The organism is Micromonospora sp. H33 (assembly GCF_052068455.1).
Lineage (GTDB): Bacteria > Actinomycetota > Actinomycetes > Mycobacteriales > Micromonosporaceae > Micromonospora.
This window is the reverse complement of sequence record NZ_JBQHDE010000001.1, coordinates 1-19,556: the sequence shown is the minus strand read 5'-3', so window position 1 is coordinate 19,556 and position 19,556 is coordinate 1. Positions and strand designations below refer to the sequence as shown.

Below are 19,556 nucleotides of genomic sequence, written 5' to 3'. Positions count from 1 at the left end.
TTGTTAACAGACGTCTGTTAACAAGGGGCCCTTCCTTACACCTCAGCCGAAGGCGGCGTCGAGGATGTCCAGGCCGCGGGTCAGCTCCGGCTCTGCGATGACCAGCGGGGGCAGGAAGCGCAGCACGTTGCCGTACGTCCCGCAGGTGAGGGTGAGCAGGCCGCCGGCGTGGCAGGCCGCCGACACCGCGGCCGTGGCGGCCGGGTCCGGAACCAGGGCGCCCGGCTGGACGATCTCGACGGCGAGCATCGCGCCGCGGCCGCGTACCTCGGCGACGCGCGGGTCACGGGCGGCGATGGCCCGCAGCCGGTCGCCCATGACCTGCCCGATCCGGCGGGCGGCGGCCGCCAGGTCCAGCTCGTGCATGGTCTCGATGCTGGCGAGCGCCGCCGCGCAGGCGATCGGGTTGCCGCCGTACGTGCCGCCGAGGCCACCGACGTGCACCGCGTCCATCAGCTCTGCCCGGCCGGTCACGGCGGCGAGGGGAAGCCCGCCGGCGATGCCCTTGGCGAGGGTGACCAGGTCGGGCTCGACGCCCTCGTGCTCACAGGCGAACCAGTCGCCGGTCCGGCAGAACCCGGTCTGGATCTCGTCGGCGATGAAGACCACCCCGGCCGCCGTCGCCCACTCGCGCAGCGCCGGCAGGAACCCCTCCGCCGGTACGACGAAACCGCCCTCCCCCTGGATCGGTTCGATCAGCAACGCCGCCACGTTCTCGGCGCCGACCTGCTTCTCGATGGTCTCGATCGCCCGGGCCGCCGCGGTCGCGCCGTCGAGGCCGCCGTCACGCAGCGGGTACGACATCGGCACCCGGTAGATCTCCCCGGCGAAGGGCCCGAACCGGTGCTTGTACGGCATGTTCTTCGCCGTCAGCGCCATCGTGAGGTTGGTCCGTCCGTGGTACGCGTGGTCGAACACCACCACCGCCGGCCGCCCGGTGGCGTGCCGGGCGATCTTCACCGCGTTCTCCACCGCCTCGGCGCCGGAGTTGAACAGCGCCGAGCGCTTCTCGAACGCCCCCGGGGTGAGCCCGTTGAGCTGCTCGCAGACCGCCACATAGGACTCGTACGGCGCCACCATGAAACAGGTGTGGGTGAAGCGTTCGACCTGCGCCTTCACCGCCTCGACCACACGGGGGGCGGAGTTGCCGACGTTGGTGACCGCGATGCCGGCGGCGAAGTCGATCCACTCCCGCCCGTCGACGTCGGTGATCGTGCCACCGGCGGCCCGGTCCACGTAGGACGGAATCACGCTGCCGACGCCCCGCGCGACGGCGGCGCCGCGCCGCTTGTGCAGTTCCTCCGAGGACGTCATGGGTCAGCCCTCGATGTTGTGCATGACGTGCTTGATGCGGGTGTAGTCCTCCAGGCTGTAGACCGACAGGTCCTTGCCGTGCCCGGAGTGCTTGAAGCCGCCGTGCGGCATCTCCGAGACGAACGGGATGTGGGTGTTCACCCAGACGCAGCCGAAGTCGAGCCGGCGGGTCATCCGCATCGCCCGGCCGTGGTCCTTCGTCCAGACCGAGGCCGACAGGCCGTACTCGACGCCGTTGGCCCAGCGCACCGCCTCGTCCTCGGCGGAGAAACGCTGCACGGTGATGACCGGGCCGAACACCTCGTCCTGGATGATCTCGTCGGCCTGCCGGACGCCGGAGACGACCGTGGGCGAGTAGAAGTAGCCGCGCTCGCCGACCTGCGCGCCGCCGGTCTCGAGGTTCGCGTGGTCCGGGAGCCGGTCCACGAAGCCCCGCACCCGGGCCAGCTGGTTGGCGTTGTTCAGCGGCCCGTAGAGGACGTCCTCGTCGTCCGGCGCGCCGGTCTTGGTGTTGCGGGCCTGCTCGGCGAGGGCGGCCACGAAGTCGTCGTGGATGCCCGGGCCGGCGAGGACGCGGGTGGCGGCGGTGCAGTCCTGCCCGGCGTTGAAGTAGCCGCCGACCGCGATCGCCTCGGCCGCCGCCTCGACGTCCGCGTCGTCGAAGATCACCACCGGTGCCTTGCCGCCCAGCTCCAGGTGGGTGCGCTTGAGGTCGGGGGCGGCCGCCGAGGCGACCTCCTTGCCGGCGCGGGTCGAGCCGGTGATCGACACCAGCTGCGGGGTCGGGTGGGCCACCAGGGCGCGCCCGGTGTCGCGGTCGCCGCAGACCACGTTGAAGACGCCCGGCGGGAAGAACTCGGAGGCGATCTCGGCGAGCAGCAGCGTCGAGACCGGCGTGGTGTCCGACGGCTTCAGCACCACCGTGTTGCCGGCGGCGAGGGCCGGGGCGATCTTCCAGACCGCCATCATCAGCGGGTAGTTCCAGGGCGTGACCTGGGCGCAGACGCCGATCGGCTCGCGCCGCACGTACGAGGTGTGCCCCGCCATGTACTCCCCGGCCGAGCGGCCCTCCAGAAGCCGGGCGGCGCCGGCGAAGAAGCGGAACTGGTCCACCGACGGCGGCAGCTCCTCGTCGGCGGTGAGCTGGCGCGGCTTGCCGGTGTTGCGTACCTCGGCGTCGACCAGCTCCGCCGCGCGGGCCTCGACGGCGTCGGCGAGCTTGAGCAGCGCCTTCTGCCGCTCGCCGGGGGTGGTGTCCCGCCAGCTCTCGAAGGCGGTGGCGGCGGCCTTCATCGCGGCGTCCACGTCGGCGGCGCCGGAGACGGGCGCCTGCGCGAACACCTCGCCGGTGCAGGGGTCGATCAAGTCGGCGTAGCCGCCGTCGGCCGGCTCGACGTACTCGCCGTTGACGAAGTTGCGCAGCTTGTGCTGGTCGCTCATGACGGGATCACTCCGAGGGGGTGCGGTCTGCGCGGTTATCGCAATGCTTCTGCCATCTTCGCCACTGAATTCGCGGCAGACAAGGCCCACGGCGACTGTTTCCGTCGACATGTCCGTCGTCTACGCTGCTCAGCGTGGAGTCCGTACCGTTCTATGTCGCCTCCCGTCCCGCCCACGGCGAGGGCGAGCTGACCGTCCACCACCCGTACGACGGACGTGCCGTCGGGCGTACCACCCTGGCCACGCCCGACCAGGTCGAGGCCGCCGTCGCGGCCGCCGCCGCGGTGACCGCGGAGGCCGCGGCCCTGCCCGCGCACCTGCGCGCGGCGGCCCTGGACCACGTCTCCCGGCGACTGGCCGAGCGGGCCGAGGAGATCGCGGCGCTGATCACCGCCGAGAACGGCAAGCCGGTCAAGTGGGCGAAGGCCGAGGTCGGTCGGGCGGTCTCCACCTTCCGCTGGGCCGCCGAGGAGGCGCGGCGCTTCTCCGGCGAGCTGCAACGCCTCGACACCGACCCGGCGGCCACCGGCCGGATCGCGCTGGTCCGCCGGGCTCCGCGCGGTCCCGTGCTGGGGATCGCCCCGTTCAACTTCCCGCTCAACCTGGTCGCCCACAAGGTCGCCCCGGCCATCGCGGTCGGCGCCCCCATCATCGTCAAGCCGGCCCCGGCCACCCCGCTGTCCGCGCTGCTGCTCGGCGAGATCCTGGCCGAGACCGACCTGCCGGCGGGCATGTTCTCGGTGCTGCCGCTGCCCAACGAGCGCGCCGCCGACCTGGTGACCGACCCGAGGCTGCCGGTGGTGTCGTTCACCGGCTCCGGGCCGGTCGGCGCCGCCATCCGCCGGTCCGCGCCGGAGAAGCACGTGACGCTGGAGCTGGGCGGCAACGCGGCGGCGGTGATCTGCGAGGACTGGAACTCCGACGAGGACCTGGGCTTCGCGGCGCAGCGGATCGCGATGTTCTCCAACTACCAGGCCGGGCAGTCCTGCATCGCAGTGCAGCGGGTGTACGTGCACGAGTGGCTCTACGACGGCTTCCTGCCCCGGCTGGTCGCGGCGGTGCAGGAGCTGCGGACCGGCGACCCGGCCGACCCGGCCACCGACGTCGGGCCGCTGGTGTCCGAGGACGCGGCGCTCCGGGTCGAGGCGTGGGTGGACGAGGCTGTCGCGGCCGGCGCCACCATCGAGGTCGGCGGCCGGCGCGAGGGCGCCGCCTACCCGCCGACCGTGCTCAGCGGGGTACCGAAGGACGCCAGGGTCAGCGCGGAGGAGGTCTTCGGGCCGGTGCTGGTGGTCGCCCGGGTGGAGACCGACGACGCCGCGTTCGCGGCGGTCAACGACTCGGCGTACGGGTTGCAGGCGGGCGTCTTCACCCACCGCCTGGACACCGCGTTCCGTGCCGGCCGGGTCCTGGAGGTCGGCGGGGTGATCGTCGGGGACGTGCCGTCGTACCGGGCCGACCAGATGCCGTACGGGGGGATGAAGGGCAGCGGCGTCGGCCGCGAGGGCGTCCGCAGCGCGATGGACGACTACACCGACCCGCGCGTCCTCGTCCTCACCGGGGTGGCGGTGTAAGGAAGGGCCCCCTATTAACGCCTGGTGTCGTAAAAGGGTCCCTTCCTAACATCCGGCTCCCCTCACCAGGTGCCGTCGTCGCGGACGCGGGCCGCGGCGCGACCGAGGATGAGCGTCGTCAGGGCGGCGTCCACGTCCTCGCCGAGGAACCACTCGCCGGCCTGGTCGAGCGCGAAGACGCGGCCGCGCTCGTCGACGGCGAAGATGCTCTCGCCGAACTCGGAGCCGAACGGAAACAGCCGCGCGCCGATCAGCGCGCCGAAGTCGGCCAGGATGTCGGCCGAGTGGGCGCCGTGCAGCGGGTTGGTGGTGAACCGGCTGATCCACACCGCCTCGCCGGGGCCGCGCCGGCTGCTGACCACGGCGGGGAAGGCGGTGAGGGCCTGCCGGGCGGCCGGGAACGGCTCGTGGCGGTGGACCCGACCGGGCACCTCGCATGTCTCCCGGATCGCGCCGTTCGCGAGGGCGGGATTGAACTCGCTGTCCTCCCAGCCGCCCTCCATCAGCGCGTCGGCGACCTCGGTCGGGAACCGACCCGGGTGGTGCGGTGGCTGCGGATCGGGCCGCCACTCGGCGGTGAACGCCAGCTCCGACCAGGGCAGGACGTTGAAGTGCACGAGGAAGTTCAAGCACGAGTCGCAGCTGCGCGAGGCCCGCCCCGCGTAGCGGTCGCCCGGCTCGCGGACCCGGAACACCTCGAAGCGGACGCGCGCCAGCAGCGTCTCCGCGTCCGGCATGGCCATCGGCTCGATGCCCTCGGCGGCGCGTTGGTGGTCGTACTCGTGCAGGACGTCCGAGACGACGACCAGCTCGGCGTGCCGCTCCCCACCGCGGACCAGATGGCCCGCGGGCAGCTCGTCCAGGTAGGCCCGCACGAGGGGGTGATGGTTCAGCTCGACATCGCCCTTGGCGCCCTGCGCGCGGAACAGTTGCCCGTCCACGCTGAGGTGCGCGGCGGTGGCCGGGGTGGGGATCCGCCGGATCTCGCGGAGCAGTTGCCCCGCCGGATCGACCGTGCGCGGCGCGGGCGGCCCCTCGGGGCGGCTCCGCCGGTACATCCGCTCGACCTGCTCGACCGGCACCCGGGGCCACGTGGTCACCTCGCCGGTCCGCTTGTCGACCACGGTGGTCGGCAGGTCGCCCGGGACCGTGCGGACCTCGGTGGCCACAGTGGACCGGATCACGAACCCGAGGTCGAACTCGTCGACGATCGGGTGGCATTCGTGGCCGAGACGCTGTGAGTCGCGCCGGGCCCACACGGCGGCGAGCTGCTCGGCCTGCTGGCGGTCGATCACGCCCCAGAAACTACCGGACCCCCACGGTTTCGTGGCGCCCGGTATGGTTCGCCCTACCGACGGTGACCGGGGGAGGGTGACGTTGGGCGAGAACGCGGACCGGGACGCCAACCGTGCGCTGCGGGCACGGTTCGACGAGGTGTACGGGCAGTACCAGCGGTTACGGTCCGGTGTGGACGAGTTGCAGCGGAAGCTGGCCGAGCTCCGCGTCACCCAACGTTCGGACGACGGGCGGGTGACCGTGGTGGTCGGGGCCCGGGGCGAACTGGTCTCGGTGGACCTGGATCCCGCGATCTACCGGGACCGGGACGCGCGGGGGTTGGCACGGACGATCACCGAGACGGCGCAGCGCGCCGCGGCGGCGGCTGCGAAGGCCACCCGCGACCTGACCGCCGGCTACCTCCCCGAGGGCACCGGCGCGGCGGACTTCCTGCGTACCGGTGATCTGTCGGCGCTCCTCGGGCGGACCGACGCCGCACTGCACCGGGACGCGTGATGGGCGACCAGCTCTGGCTCGACCCGCAGCGGGCCCGGCGCGGTGGCGCGGACCTGGCGCACGCCGGCGCCGAAGTCACCGCCCGGCGTCAGCAGGTCGGCGGCGAGATCGCGGCGGCCAGCGCGGCGCGGCCCTGGGGCCGCGACGACATCGGTGCCGCGTTCGAGCGCAGCTACCGGGGGTTCGAGCAGACCGTGTTCCGGGTCTGGGAGGGCGTGGGTCGCCACCTGGAAGGTCTCGGCGCGGACGTGGTCCGGTCGGTCGACGCCACGGTGCGGACGGACACCGCGAACGCGGGCCGGATCGACCGCGTGGCCGACGGGCGCTGACCGGCGGAGGAGGTCCGGATGACCCTGTTGCCGAGTCCGATTCCGCACCCGCTCGACTACTCACCCTGGGACCTGCCCGGCTGGATGTACGACGCCCTCGACTGGGTCGTCGGTGTGGAGTGGCCGGACGGCGACGAACGTGCGGTGTGGGACCTGGCCGACCAGTGGTACGCGGTCGCCGCCGTCCTCGCCGGTCCGCACGCCGACGCGGTCACCGCCGCCGCCGAGGTGCGCACCGGGTACGGCGGGGTCGGCGCGGTCGCCACCGCCTTCGACGGCGCCTGGCGACGGGTGGCCGAGGGCGACGACGCCCCACTACCGGTGCTCCTGACGGTCAGCACCGACCTGGCGCGCCTCGTCGAAGAGTGCGGGTGCGACATCGAGGGGGCCAAGCTCGAAGTCTGGATCGAGCTGGGCATCCTCGTCATCGAGCTGGTCGGCCTCGCGGTCGCCACTGTGCTGACGGCCGGCGCGGCCTCACCCGCCGCCGCCGCGGCGATCACCGCGACCCGCCTCATCGTCCAGCAGATCTTCAAGCGGCTCCTGGCGCAGCTCGCCCGCAAAGCCCTCAAACACGGGCTCAAGGAGGCCGGCGAACGTGCCGCCAAGGAGGTCACCAAGGGCGGCGTCCGCGGCCTCGCCCGGCGGGCCGCGGTCGGCGGCCTGTACGAGGCCGGCGAGGAGGCCGGCGTCACCCTCGCCACCCAGGCGTACCAGAACTCCACCGGCCGGCGGCACGGCCTCGACGTCGCCGAGCTGGGCACCTCCGCGGCCGGTGGGCTGGCCGGCGGCGCGGTGGCGCCGCTGGCCGGTCTGGGTCGGCACGCGACCGGTCGGGGCGCCCGCATCGGTGAACACGTCGCCCGCGAGATGACCGGCGAGGTGCTCGCCGAGCAGGCCGCGAGCCTTGCCACCGGCCAGGGCCCGACCTCACTGGAGGATGCCGCCCGCGCGGCCGTCTCGGGCGCGCGGGGCTCGGCCACCACCCAGGCGGACGCCGCGCTCCAGGGCCGCCTCGACGGCCGGCTCAGCGCGCTCGCGGGGACGAGTCTGCCGCCACCCGCGATCGCCCCGCCCGTCACCATCGGAACGGACGGTCCCTCGACCGGCGGTGCCGCGTCCGGAGCGACCGGCGTGAGCACGGAAGGTGCGTCCGGAGCTATCGCACCCGCGCCGAGCGTGCTGGCCGCCGGTCCTGCCGAGGCGCCGGTGACGGTCGGACCGGTCGAGGCCGCAGCCCCTGCGACGGCCGCCGGGTCGGGCGTGCCGGTCGACTCCGCGACGGCCGCGGCCGTATCGGGCCCGGTGGTGTCCTCGGGTACGGGGCCGGCGGAGCCGCCGCAGGCGCGGGACGCGTCGCCCGTGGCCGACCCGTCCCGGCCGCTCGACGGGCCGCCGTCACCACGTGACCCGTCGCTGGCCGGGACCCCGACGCTCTCCTCGATGGTCAACGGGCCGTCGGCTTCGCCCGGGGTGGGCGGTGCCGACGGCCCGCCGGTCGCCGCACCCGCGGTGTCCACGGGACAGTCACCGGTCACGACCGGTCCCGTGGCGCAGTCTGCCGCCGGATCCCTCGCCGGCCCGGTCGCGTCCGTTTCGGCCGGCCCGATCACCGCGGTCGGCACCCCGTCGCACGCCGGGCCGACTCCGCCCGTCGCCGCCCCGGTCGCTCCCGTCGTGGCCGATCCGGTGGCGCGGTCCGGCGGCGCGGCACCGCCGCTGGCCGGTCCGGCGGTGCCCGTCCCGACCGATCCGGTGGCGCGGCCCGGTGCCGCAGCGCCACCGGTGGCCGGTCCGGCGGCGCCTGTCTCGGGCGATCCGGTGGCGCGGTCCGGCGGCACGGCGCCGCCGCTGGCCGGCCCGGACACGCGGCACGGCACCGGCTTCGCGCCGCCCCTCCCGCCGACGCCACCGCCGACCCTCCGGCCGTCGGACGCGCCGTTGGTGGTCGGACCGGAAGCGCTCCGGCCCCGCAGCCCCGAGTGGTACGCCGCGCGATGGGCCGCCGACCAGGAAGCCTTCGAGCGGCGTCGCTACCGGGGGCACTTCGAGCACCAGCGGAACAACCACGAGGAGAACCGCCGCCGTGACCGCGCCGACCAGCTGCGCCAGGCGGCGGACCGCGCGTACGACGAGGCGCGCTGGCTGATCGGCGAAAGCCGGCGGCTGGCCCGGGCCGGATACCGGGCGGTGTCGGAGCGGATCTTCGCCGAGGGCCGCGAGCGCGAGAGTTGGTGCCACCGCCAGCGCGATCTCGCGGACGCGGTCCTGGCCGGGACGAGGGCACCCGGCGTCGTGGCGGTCGTCGGCGACGACTTCGACCGCATCAACGACGACGTGGGGGACCTGGCGCACGGCGCGGTCGGGACCAGCGACCGGTCGGCGCTGACCGGCGACGACCGCCCGCCGCCGATCGATCGCACCCGGAGGTACCACCGCCGTGGTGGGCTGCGCCCGCCGCTGGCGTTGCACCAGCGGGACGTGGAGCGGCGGATGCCGAGAAGGCTTGACGGCACCGTGGTCCGCACTGCCGATCCCCGCGTGGGCGGGTGGTTCGGGCTGGTGAACGACGGCGGGCCGCAGGCCGACCCGACCCGCAGCATCAACTGCGTCGACTGCACCCTGTCCCTCTTCGACACCTGGGTGCACGGGCGCCCCCGGGTCTCGGCGCCCCGCACCTTCGACGCGTACGCCCTCGGCGACATCACTCGACCCCTCAACGGCGAGGCGGATGGGCCGGGGCGGATCGAGGACGTCACCGGCGGGCGCTTCCAGCGCCTCTGCGAGCCGTCGACGGAGATGCCGCCGGCCGAGCGGGCCCGCGTCTTGGACATCGGCTACCGGAACCTGCGCGACCAGTTGCTCGTCGGGGGCCACGGCAGCTTCGCGTTCGTCATCAACCAGTGGGAGGGCGGCGGCTCCCACATCTGGGTGGCGCTGAATCAGAACGGCACCGTCCTCTACCTTGACCCGCAGTCCGGCGAGATCGCCGACGAGCCGCTGGGCCGCCACCGGGGTGCCCCGCACCCGTACAACGCCGTCGACGTGGACGTTCTCGTCCTCGCCGGCGACGGCGAACCGCTGCCGCTGGCAGGGCTGCGGCGCGGCCTGTTCAGCCAACGACCGGACCTGCCGGCGTACCCGCCGGCGACCGAGCATCAGGGGTACGGCGAGCCCTACCTCAACCGCCTCCACCTCCTCGCCAGCCCCGGCTCCGCCCAACCGCCCGAGCCGTCCGACGACGGTGAACCGATGCGGGCCGAACCGGGCCCGGCGACCAGGCCCGAAGACGAACGGCCGGCCCAGCACCAAATGCCGGCAGAGCCAACCAGATTCGGGCCGGGAACGTCTGATGTACCCGACGCGGACGGCGACGGACAGGAGCTGAGCGCCGTCCTCGCCGCCGTAACGGCGGGGGCACCGACGGCCGACATTGATGCAGCGCTCCGGGCGGTGGCTCCCGATCTCGAACGACCGGCTGCCGCCAGCCTGGCCGAGGTGCTGGGCGAGGCGCGCATGCGCTCGATGTTCGACACCATCCGGAGCGAGCCCGAGCAGTACAAGCCACGATTCGCCGAAACCCTGCTGCGGCAGTTGATCGGGTCACCTGACCTGGTCCGGATCCTCTGCACGACTCCCGAACTGCTGACGTCACTGACCGCGCGACCGATAACCCTGCACCACCTCGCCGACCATCAGCAGGCCATTGCAGTACTCGGCTCAGCCGTTGACGAGATAGAGCGACGGGGCGTCGAAGCTGTCGCCAACGACCGTCCCTCGGCGCCTCGGCCTGTACACCTGACGGCAGCTCAGTGGGAGGCAAGCAGGCGCTTGGCGGAGACGACGCAGTCTGCGGTCCAAGACGGCTTCGACGTCTCACGACGTCACGACGAGCATTACCGGATGAGCTACGTGCAACAACTCTACGGCGATGCGCAGGATGCCCAACGTGAGCTGAATGAGATTGCGACACGACTTGCGGTGGAGCGAGGGATCGCTGGATGGCGCACCGAGCCCAAGAGGCTGGATCGGGTGCTGGACAAGCTTGTCGAGTACGACGGGGATGCGTCGCGGCTCAAGGATCTTGCAGCTGCGAAGATCGAGTTTGACAACTTGAATGATCTTTATGCGACGCTTGACAGGGTGGGACGACACCCAGATCTGGTCGTCGTAGGGATCAAGGACCGCTTCCTCAAGCCACGAGGAAGCGGGTACCGGGACGTTCTCTTGAATCTGCGGATGACCAACGGGCACATTGCCGAACTCCGCCTCCACCTCACCCCGGTCGACATGGTCGCCAAGTGGGAACATGCACTGTACGAGGTCCGGCGTGACCTCAAGGCGCTGGCTGAGGTCCACGATCGACCGCTGACGGCTGCCGAACGTGCAATACGGGGTGCCTTGCTCCGCCGGGAGCAAGAGGCCTTCTGGCGGGCGTTGGGACTTGACGAGAGTGGGGCGTAGACAGATGACGGCTTCGGATGGCCTCGTGCTTCCCGCCTTCTTCAGCTACTACGAGTCGCCCGTCAAACTTGTCGAGACTGCGGACGGGGGGGTTGCGGCATGGCGCTTATCCAAAGACACGGGGGGTTGGCTTCCGGCGAACTACCTCATAGACAAGGTTCTCTTCGGCGAGGATGGCGAAATCGAGCCGTTGACGCGTGACGAGTTCGTCCAGCGGACAGAGCACGACCGCGGGTATTACCTGCGTGGTGAGGGTCCGGTCTTCGCTCTCTACGAGACCGTCAGAGCGGTAAGAGAGAGTCAGGCGCGTGAACGCCGGTATCCGACTCCACGGGAGATCGCTTTAGTTGAGGGCATCCAACGCAGGACCTTCGTAATGTTCGAGGAACTCCTTCAACGCAGCGGCGACGAGGCGGCTGATCCCACGTTGGGTGAGTCAAGTCGATAGCGCCTGGCTGGGCGTGAAGATGCCGCGCAGACGGACCCGCGGAAACCCTAGTGCGGCGTCGTCGGGGATCGGTGAGGGTCGCTGGCATGACTGACTCCACCCCCACGCGAGGCTTCGCCTGGTCGAACATGTTCCCGAGGACGACCCGCGCTCGGATGGCGGCTTCGACGACGACGAGCGGAGTGTTCTCGTCGGGTTTCTCGGCGCCAGCGCCTCACCCTCGAACTCAAGTGTGCCGATCTCGACGCCGACGCCCTGGCGCGCCGGTCCGTACCGCCGTCGACGATGTCCCTGCTCGGCCCTGGTCCGGCACATGGCCGAGGTGGAGCGGGGGTGGTACCGGCGGACGATGGCCGGCCAGGATGCCCCGAAGCTGTACTGCACCGCGGTCGACCCCGACGGCGACTTCGACGGGGCGGTGGCCGATCCGGAGGTGGTCGCCACATGATCGAGGAGTACGCCCGGCACAACGGCCACGCCGACCTTCTCCGCGAGCTGATCGACGGCCGCGTCGGCCAGTGAACGGGGCTGCCAGGCCAGCCGGCGGCGCCATGACGAGAGGAAGAGCGTGGGCCAGGTCGACTACGAGCAGCCGGCCGACGTGCCCACCGCGCTCGCGATCCAGAATCGGCTGCGGCCCTTGGTCGATCTCGTCGGTCCCGGACCGACCGCCCCGGCGAGGGTGGCCGGTCTGGACGTCGCGTACGCGGAAGGCGGCGACCGGCTCGCGGCGGCCGTCACCGTGCTGGACACCGCGACCCTGGCCGTCGTCGACGAGGCGGTCGGCGTCGGGCGTCCCGCCTTCCCGTACGTCCCCGGGCTCTTCGCGTTCCGAGAGGTGCCCGCGTTGCTCGACGCGCTGTATCGCCTGCGTACCCCTCCGGACCTGCTGGTGTGCGACGGACACGGGCTGGCGCACCCGCGCCGGTTCGGGCTGGCGTGCCACCTGGGTGTGGTGACCGGCCTGCCGGCGGTCGGGGTGGGGAAGACCCCGCTGGTGGGGCGGTGGGCGGCGCCGGGCGATCGGCGCGGAGCCTGGACTCCCTTGATCGACGACGGGGCGGTCGTCGGTGGGGTGCTGCGGACCCGGGACGGGGTGAAGCCGGTCTTCGTCAGCGTCGGTCACCGGATGAGCCTGGAGAACGCGATCGCTCAGGTACTCGCGCTCACGCCACGCTTCCGCCTGCCGGAGACCACCCGCACCGCCGACCGGCTGTGCCCGGGACGCTCTGGCCGCCGGATGAGCGGACTGGATCGCTGCTTGAGCGGGCGGCGCGAGCTGGGCGAACGTGCGGGCGGTGGCGGGTACCGATCGGAGTGGATGGCGCCGCCGGAGGGTAACGCGGGGCACATGCGGAGCGCTCTGTGACCGGAGGCTGACCAGGCCCGGTAGTAGCCTGACCGGCGGACCCCCGTCCGGGGGGAGGAACGGCGAGGTGATCATGTCGGTACGGCGGCACGCGGCGCGGCTCGGGGCGGTCTGCGCGGTGGTGGGCGGCCTGGTGGCGCTCGGTGCGTCCCCGGCATTCGCCGACGAGGACTCGGTCCGGGTGGGCGCTGCCGGGCGCTTCACGGCCGGCGGGTCGGCCGAGGGCGTCGCCGTGGAGGTGCGCAAGCGTACGGAGGGCTGCGTCCTGCTGCGTACCGCGCTCGCCCTGCGCCTCGACGGGCTCCAGGCGGATCAGGTCCAGGTGCAGGTCAACGCGGGTGGCCGCTGGTTCCCGGTGCCGCTGTCCGGGGGCGGGGGCGGTGTGAACACCGCGGCCACCTCCCCGGCGAATCCACGGCTGTGCAAGGGCAAGAGCATCACCGTGCGATACCGGGTGGCGTTCGCCGCCGGCGCGCCGGACGGCCGGTTGGCCGTCGTCGGCGAGGCGACCAACGCGGTCGGTCAGGTGCTGGGTCGCGGTTCGGACGCCTCCCGTGTGGTCGGCGGCCGGGCCTCCGCCTCGCCGACGCCGTCCCGGACGCGGACCCCGTCGCCGACTCCGAGCGCCGCCGTGACGGAGGCCGCGGAAGGGACGTCGGTCGAGGCGCTCGCCGATCCGGGGGGTGGGGCGGCCAGCCCGGTGGCGGCCGAGGAGTCCGGCGGTTCGCCGATCATGTTCTTCGGTCTGGCCATGGTCGCGGTCGGGATCGTCCTGATCGTCCTGCTGGTCCGCCGCTTCCGGGAGGACAAGGAGCCGACCGGCGGTCCCGGGACCCCCGGTGGCAGCACCTACCGCTCCGCGCAGGGCCCGCCCGCCGTGCCCGGCCAGCCCGGTCCGGTGTACGGCCAGCCGGCCACCGGCCGCCCGGCCACGCCCGGCCTGTACGGAACCCCGCCCGCCCAGCGCCCCTCCGCCGGCCTCTACGGCGCCCCGGTGGACGCGACCCAGGTGATGCCGGGCGCGCCCGCCCCAGGGGAGCCCTACGGCGCCCCGCCACCGTCCACCCCGCCCGTGCCAGGGCAGTACGGCACGCCGGCTTCCGGAACGTCCGGGGGCACCGGCGAGGAGGACCGCACCACGTTCATGCCCCGGCTGCCCGACTGAACTCCCCGGACCGAGCGGGCGGCGCGAACTGTCCGCACCGCCCGCCCGGTAGGGGACGTCGGATCACGCCCGGCGACCGGCCTCTCCGGGCCGGTGCTCCGTTACCGGCGACCCGCCGGGGACACCGGTTCAGGTTCCGGCTCGCCGCCTGGGGCCAGGTGTCGGGCCGTCCTCCGATACGCTCAGGCCGTTGACGACCTGCAGCGCAAGGAGCGGAACCGGTGTCTGATCTGTCCCAGATCGTGAAGGCCTACGACATCCGTGGGACGGTGCCGGACCAGTGGGACGAGCGCGCGGCCGAGGCGCTGGGCGCGGCCTTCACCCAGGTCCTCAACGCCTCCGGTGAGCCGGGCGACGCGGTCCTGATCGCCCACGACATGCGGGCCACCGGCCCCGGCCTCGCGGCCGCCTTCGCCGCCGGCGTCCGCGCCGAGGGCCGTACGGTGATCGAGTTGGGCCTGGCCTCCACCGACATGCTCTACTACGCCTCCGGATCGCTCGACCTGCCCGGGGCGATGTTCACCGCCAGCCACAACCCGGCGCAGTACAACGGCATCAAGATGTGCCGTTCCGGTGCCCGGCCGATCGGTCAGGACAGCGGCCTGGCCGACATCCGGGACCGGGCGCAGGCTCTGCTGGACTCGGGCGAGGCGCGCCCCGCCGGCGAGCCGACCGCGCCCGTGCAGCAGCGGGACCTGCTCGCCGACTACGCGGCGTACCTGCGCAAGCTGGTCGACCTCTCCCGGATGCGCCCGTTGAAGGTGGTGGTGGACGCCGGCAACGGTATGGGCGGCTACACGGTCCCGACCGTGCTCGGTGACGCCGCGCTGCCGGCCCTGCCGCTGGAGATCGTGCCGCTCTACTTCGAGCTGGACGGCACCTTCCCCAACCACGAGGCGAATCCGCTCGACCCGAAGAACCTGGTCGACCTCCAGCGCGCCGTGGTCGAGCACGTCGCGGACATCGGCCTGGCCTTCGACGGTGACGCCGACCGTTGCTTCGTGGTGGACGAGCGCGGTGAGCCGGTCTCACCGTCCGCGATCACCGCCCTGGTCGCCGCCCGCGAACTGGCCAAGCACCCCGGCTCGACGGTGATCCACAACCTCATCACCTCCAGCGCGGTGCCGGAGATCATCCGGGAGAACGGTGGCCAGCCGGTCGTCTCCCGCGTGGGGCACTCGTTCATCAAGGCGGAGATGGCCCGGACGAACGCGGTGTTCGGTGGTGAGCACTCCGCCCACTACTACTTCCGGGACTTCTGGTTCGCCGACACCGGCATGCTCGCGGCGATGCACACCCTGGCCGCGCTCGGCGAGCAGTCGCTGCCGCTGTCGGTGCTGGCCGGCGAGTACGAGCGGTACGTCGCCTCCGGCGAGATCAACTCCACCGTGGCCGACCAGGCGGCGAAGCTCGCCGAGGTGCGGGCCGCGTACCCCGAGGCGGAGGCCGACGAGCTGGACGGGCTCACCCTGCGCTTCCCCGACGGCGCCTGGTTCAACCTGCGGGCCTCCAACACCGAGCCGCTGCTGCGGCTGAACGTCGAGGCCCCGACCCGGGAGCGGATGATCTCGCTCCGCGACGAGGTGCTCGACCGGGTTCGCCGATAAGATCGCGTGCGCCGGTCGGCACCGCCGTCCGGTGAAGCCGCACACGTGGAAGGAGCCGTGCCATGGCCCTGGACCCGCAGTTGCTGGAGATCCTCGCCTGCCCGGACACGCACCACGCCCCGCTGAACTACGACGCCCAGGCGCAGACGCTGACCTGCACGGAGTGCGGCCGGATCTTCGAGGTCCGCGACGACGTACCGGTGCTGCTGCTCGACGAGGCGCGCGGCGGCCCCGCGGAGCGGTCGTGATCGACGGTACGGCCGGGGTCAGCGGCCACCGCGACGCCGACGAGGCCCTGCTCAACGACCCGGACGCGCTCGCCGAGCGGGATCCGGGTGGGATGCTGCGGCACATCGCCTCGGCGGGTGCGCAGGTCCGCGAGTCGGCAGCCCTCACCGCCGAGGCCAACCTCTCCGTGCTGGGCGACGAGGGTCGGCCACGCGCGGTCGTCATCGCCGGCATCGGCACCGCGGGGCGGACCGGCGACGTCCTCGCCACGGTCGCCGGGCCGCGCTGTCCCGTCCCGGTGATTCCGCACCGCAGCGCCGGCGTGCCCGGCTGGGTCGGCGCCGCCGACGTGGTCATCGCGGTCAGCGCCTCCGGCCGCAGCCCCGAGGCGCTCGGCGCGGCCGAGGCGGCCCACCGACGCGGTGCCCGTCTGGTCGCGGTCGGTGCCCCCGATTCACAGCTGCAGTCCGTGGCCGAACGCGCCCGGGCGCCGTTCATCCCGGTGCCCCGCCGCGCCCCGGCCCGGGCCAGCCTCTGGGCGCTCACCGTGCCGGTTCTGCTCGCCGCCCGTACGCTCGGCCTCGTGAAGGTCAACGAGGCCGACCTGGCGGAGACCGCGGCCCGGCTCGACGCGGAGGCCGACCGCTGCCGCCCGACGGCCGAGTCCTTCGTCAACCCGGCGAAGTCGCTCGCGCTGGGCCTGGCCGGCTCGATCCCGATCGTCTGGGGCTCGTCACCGCTGGCGACCGTCGCGGCCCGCCGGTTCGGCGACACCCTGTCGGCGAACGCCCGCTATCCGGTCGTGTCCGGGGCGCTCGGCGAGGCCGGCCGTGGCCGGGTCGGCCTGCTCGACGGCGTCTTCGGAGGCCTGGTCGAGGGGGAGCGGGACATCTTCGCCGACCCGGACGAGGAGACGCCCGCCGGCATTCGGCTGCGGCTGGTGCTGCTGCGCGACGGCGGGCTCAACGCCGAGGACGACACCGACGAGCCCCTCGCGGTCGAGGAGCGGCGCGCGGAGGCGGTCCAGACCCTCGCCGAGCGGCGGGGCGTGCGCTGCGACGTGGTCACCGCCGAGGGCGGCTCCGCGTTGGAGCGGCTCGCCTCGCTGGTCGCGGTTCCGGACTTCGCGTCGATCTATCTTGCCCTGGCGCACGGGCTGGACCCGATGGCCGTCCCGGCCATCACGGAGATGAAGGAGCTGGCGAACCAGTGAGCGAACGCAAGACGGCACGGCGGAGCGAGGTGGCGGCGTGAGTGCCAGCGGTGGGACGAAGGCGATCGTCGCCGCGTTGCTGGCCAACATCGGCATCGCCGTCACGAAGTTCATCGCGTTCGCGCTGACCGGCTCGTCGTCGATGCTGGCCGAGTCGATCCACTCGGTGGCCGACTCGGGAAACCAGGGCCTGCTGCTGCTTGGCGGCAAGCGGGCCAAGCGCGCCGCCACCGCGCAGCACCCCTTCGGGTACGGCCGGGAGCGCTACGTCTACGCGTTCATCGTGTCCATCGTGCTGTTCAGCGTCGGTGGCCTCTTCGCGCTGTACGAGGCCTGGCACAAGTGGTCGGATCCGCACCCGATCACGAACGCGAAGTGGGTCCCGGTCGCCGTGCTGGTGATCGCCATCATCCTGGAGACCTTCTCCTTCCGGACGGCGATCAAGGAGTCGAACCTCGTCCGGGGCAACCAGTCGTGGGTCCGTTTCGTCCGCCGGGCCAAGGCCCCGGAGCTGCCCGTGGTGCTGCTGGAGGATCTCGGCGCACTGCTCGGTCTGATCTTCGCGCTCTTCGGCGTCGGTATGACACTGATCACCGACAACGGCGAGTGGGACGCCATCGGCACCGCGATGATCGGTGTCCTGCTGGTGACCATCGCCGTCATCCTGGCCATCGAGACGAAGAGCCTGCTGCTCGGTGAGGGCGCTGAGACGCACGACCTGACGGCCATCGAAGAGGCGGTCACGGCCGGCCCGGAGGTCGAGCGGATCATCCACATGAAGACGCTCTACCTCGGCCCGGACGAGCTGATGGTGGCGGCGAAGGTCGGCGTACGGACCTGGCACAGCGCCGAGGAGCTGGCGCGCGGCATCGACGCGGTCGAGGCGCGGATCCGTGCGGCCGTTCCCACCGCCCGGGTCATCTACCTCGAGCCGGACATCTACAACGCCGACGCGGACCGGGCCGACTCCGGCGCTGCCGCCCACACCGAGCCCGGAGAAACCGCCGGGCGGTCCGGAGGCTGACCGGTGGAGCTGCTGTACGGGCCCATCCGGAACTACGCCTGGGGGTCCCGCTCGGCGATCGCCACCCTCCAGGGGCGGCCGGTGCCGAGCGACGAACCGGAGGCGGAGCTGTGGCTGGGCGCCCACCCGGGCGCACCAGCCGCGGTGGACCGGGGCGGTGCCCGCGTCAGCCTGGTCGACCTGTTGCTCGCCGAGCCGGGGCACTGGCTCGGCGAGCAGGTGGTCGACCGGTTCGGCACCCGGCTGCCGTTCCTGCTCAAGGTGCTCGCCGCCGACGCGCCGCTCAGTCTCCAGGCCCATCCGGACCGGGACCAGGCCCGCGCCGGGCACGCCGCCGACGCGGCGCGTCCCGCGGCGCAGCGCAACTACGTCGACCCGCACCACAAGCCCGAGCTGCTGGTGGCGCTCTCGCCGATGGAGGCGCTCTGCGGCTTCCGCGATCCGGCGGTGTCGGCGGAGGTGCTCGCCGCGTTCGGCGTACCGTCGCTGGAGCCGGTGGTGGCCGCGTTGCGCGCGGGGCCGGCGGGCCTGTCCGACGCCGTACGTCTGCTGCTGACCTGGCCCGCCGCCGAGCGGGACGGGCTGGTGACGGCGGTGGCGTCGGCACCGGTCGGCGGGCTCGACGCCGAGCTGGCGCGGGATCTGGCGGTGGCCTATCCGGGTGATCCCGGGGTGCTGGTGGCGCTGCTGCTCAACCGCGTGCGGATCGCGCCGGGAGAGGCGATCTGGATGCCGGCCGGCAACCTGCACGCCTACCTTCGCGGCATGGGCGTGGAGATCATGGCCGCGAGTGACAACGTGCTGCGCGGTGGCCTGACGCCGAAGCGTGTGGACGTGGACGAGCTGCTCCGGGTACTGCGGTTCGAGGTGCTGCACGATCCGGTGGTGCGTGCGCGTGACGTCGCGCCGGGTGTGGTCTGCTGGCCGGTGCCGGTGGACGATTTCGCGCTGCACCGGGTGCGGGTGGGCGCGGAGCGCCCCGAGGTGACGCTGCCGCTCGCCGGTCCCCGGGTGGTGCTCTGCGGGGCCGGCGGGATCACCGTCGATGACGGCACCGGCAAGGTGGCGCTCGGGCCGGGGCAGGCCGCCGTGGGCCCGGCCGCCGCCGGTGAGCTGCACCTGTCGGGTGTGGGCGAGGCGTACGTCGCGAGCTGCGGGCTGCGCTGAGAGGCGCGCGCGGTTCTGCCTGCTGAACAAGTCCGACTTTCCCGGAATAGCTTGACGCAGGATCAGCGCAGTGTGACTCTATGGGTACGCAGCGTTATCGCGACGACGGTCCCGAGAGCGCGCGGGGAACCAAACCGGGGGGATGCACGGGGCGGCCGGACCGTGGGCGGAAAGTCTGTCCACCACCGACCGCCCCGTGCGCTGTCCGCCGACCGGGCGACAGTCCGTCGGTGCGCGCGCGTAAGGTGGATGGTCGCGCTGCACATCGTCCGACAGGAGCTTTCATGACCAGCACCCTCCCGGCGTCCGCCAGCGGAACGCCCCGGCCGAGCACCCTCGCCGAGGGCGACTTCAAGGTGGCGGATTTGTCGCTTGCCGAGTTCGGGCGCAAGGAGATCCGGCTCGCCGAGCATGAGATGCCCG

General features: G+C 72.8%; 15 protein-coding genes and 2 pseudogenes. 14 read left to right on the top strand and 3 right to left on the bottom strand.

Annotated features, from left to right (window positions below):
• Positions 1-42: 42 nt before the first annotated feature.
• Positions 43-1,314 carry a 4-aminobutyrate--2-oxoglutarate transaminase gene (gabT, locus tag ACTMS0_RS00085; RefSeq protein WP_441152991.1) on the bottom strand — a complete coding sequence of 424 codons (1,272 nt, stop codon included), beginning with the start codon at positions 1,312-1,314 and terminating at the stop codon, positions 43-45.
• Positions 1,315-1,317: 3 nt separating this feature from the next.
• Positions 1,318-2,754 carry a gamma-aminobutyraldehyde dehydrogenase gene (locus ACTMS0_RS00080; protein ID WP_441152990.1) on the bottom strand — a complete coding sequence of 479 codons (1,437 nt, stop codon included), beginning with the start codon at positions 2,752-2,754 and terminating at the stop codon, positions 1,318-1,320.
• A gap of 134 nt (positions 2,755-2,888) precedes the next feature.
• Between ACTMS0_RS00080 and ACTMS0_RS00075 the strand changes: the two genes are divergently transcribed.
• Complete coding sequence (locus ACTMS0_RS00075; RefSeq protein ID WP_441152989.1) at positions 2,889-4,328, top strand: aldehyde dehydrogenase family protein; 1,440 nt, start codon at positions 2,889-2,891, stop codon at positions 4,326-4,328.
• Positions 4,329-4,390: 62 nt separating this feature from the next.
• On the opposite strand, the gene ACTMS0_RS00070 is transcribed toward ACTMS0_RS00075, so the two are convergent.
• Positions 4,391-5,623 carry an SUKH-3 domain-containing protein gene (locus ACTMS0_RS00070; RefSeq protein WP_441152988.1) on the bottom strand — a complete coding sequence of 411 codons (1,233 nt, stop codon included), beginning with the start codon at positions 5,621-5,623 and terminating at the stop codon, positions 4,391-4,393.
• A gap of 76 nt (positions 5,624-5,699) precedes the next feature.
• Here ACTMS0_RS00070 and ACTMS0_RS00065 point away from each other — a divergent pair, with 76 nt between their 5' ends.
• The 13 genes and pseudogenes from ACTMS0_RS00065 to ACTMS0_RS00005 form a co-directional block, all read left to right on the top strand.
• Positions 5,700-6,119, top strand: coding sequence for a YbaB/EbfC family nucleoid-associated protein (locus ACTMS0_RS00065; protein WP_441152987.1), 420 nt, complete (start codon positions 5,700-5,702; stop codon positions 6,117-6,119).
• Entirely contained in the window at positions 6,119-6,448 is a 330-nt protein-coding gene (locus ACTMS0_RS00060) for a hypothetical protein (protein WP_441152986.1), read from the top strand. The genes ACTMS0_RS00065 and ACTMS0_RS00060 overlap by 1 nt, the downstream gene beginning before the upstream one ends.
• 18 nt (positions 6,449-6,466) lie before the next feature.
• Entirely contained in the window at positions 6,467-10,912 is a 4,446-nt protein-coding gene (locus ACTMS0_RS00055) for a toxin glutamine deamidase domain-containing protein (protein ID WP_441152985.1), read from the top strand.
• Between the two features lie 25 nt (positions 10,913-10,937).
• Positions 10,938-11,360 (top strand): hypothetical protein, encoded by a 423-nt coding sequence (locus ACTMS0_RS00050; RefSeq protein WP_441152984.1) that lies wholly within the window; start codon positions 10,938-10,940, stop codon positions 11,358-11,360.
• 128 nt (positions 11,361-11,488) lie between these two features.
• Positions 11,489-11,882: pseudogene (locus ACTMS0_RS00045) on the top strand (DinB family protein).
• 46 nt (positions 11,883-11,928) lie between these two features.
• Positions 11,929-12,609, top strand: a pseudogene (locus tag ACTMS0_RS00040) (endonuclease V); the annotation flags it as partial.
• A gap of 187 nt (positions 12,610-12,796) precedes the next feature.
• Positions 12,797-13,894: a hypothetical protein gene (locus ACTMS0_RS00035; protein ID WP_441152983.1), complete on the top strand. Its 1,098-nt coding sequence runs from the start codon at positions 12,797-12,799 to the stop codon at positions 13,892-13,894.
• 221 nt (positions 13,895-14,115) lie between these two features.
• Entirely contained in the window at positions 14,116-15,501 is a 1,386-nt protein-coding gene (locus ACTMS0_RS00030) for a phosphomannomutase/phosphoglucomutase (RefSeq protein WP_441152982.1), read from the top strand.
• A gap of 62 nt (positions 15,502-15,563) precedes the next feature.
• Positions 15,564-15,749 (top strand): Trm112 family protein, encoded by a 186-nt coding sequence (locus ACTMS0_RS00025; RefSeq protein WP_441152981.1) that lies wholly within the window; start codon positions 15,564-15,566, stop codon positions 15,747-15,749.
• Entirely contained in the window at positions 15,746-16,942 is a 1,197-nt protein-coding gene (locus tag ACTMS0_RS00020; RefSeq protein WP_441152980.1) for an SIS domain-containing protein, read from the top strand. The genes ACTMS0_RS00025 and ACTMS0_RS00020 overlap by 4 nt, the downstream gene beginning before the upstream one ends.
• A 37-nt stretch (positions 16,943-16,979) precedes the next feature.
• Positions 16,980-17,966: a cation diffusion facilitator family transporter gene (locus ACTMS0_RS00015; protein WP_441152979.1), complete on the top strand. Its 987-nt coding sequence runs from the start codon at positions 16,980-16,982 to the stop codon at positions 17,964-17,966.
• Positions 17,967-17,969: 3 nt separating this feature from the next.
• On the top strand, positions 17,970-19,133 hold the full coding sequence (gene manA / locus ACTMS0_RS00010; protein ID WP_441152978.1) for a mannose-6-phosphate isomerase, class I: 1,164 nt from the start codon (positions 17,970-17,972) through the stop codon (positions 19,131-19,133).
• Positions 19,134-19,417: 284 nt separating this feature from the next.
• On the top strand, positions 19,418-19,556 hold a 139-nt coding region (locus ACTMS0_RS00005; RefSeq protein WP_441153961.1), incomplete at its 3' end, for an adenosylhomocysteinase.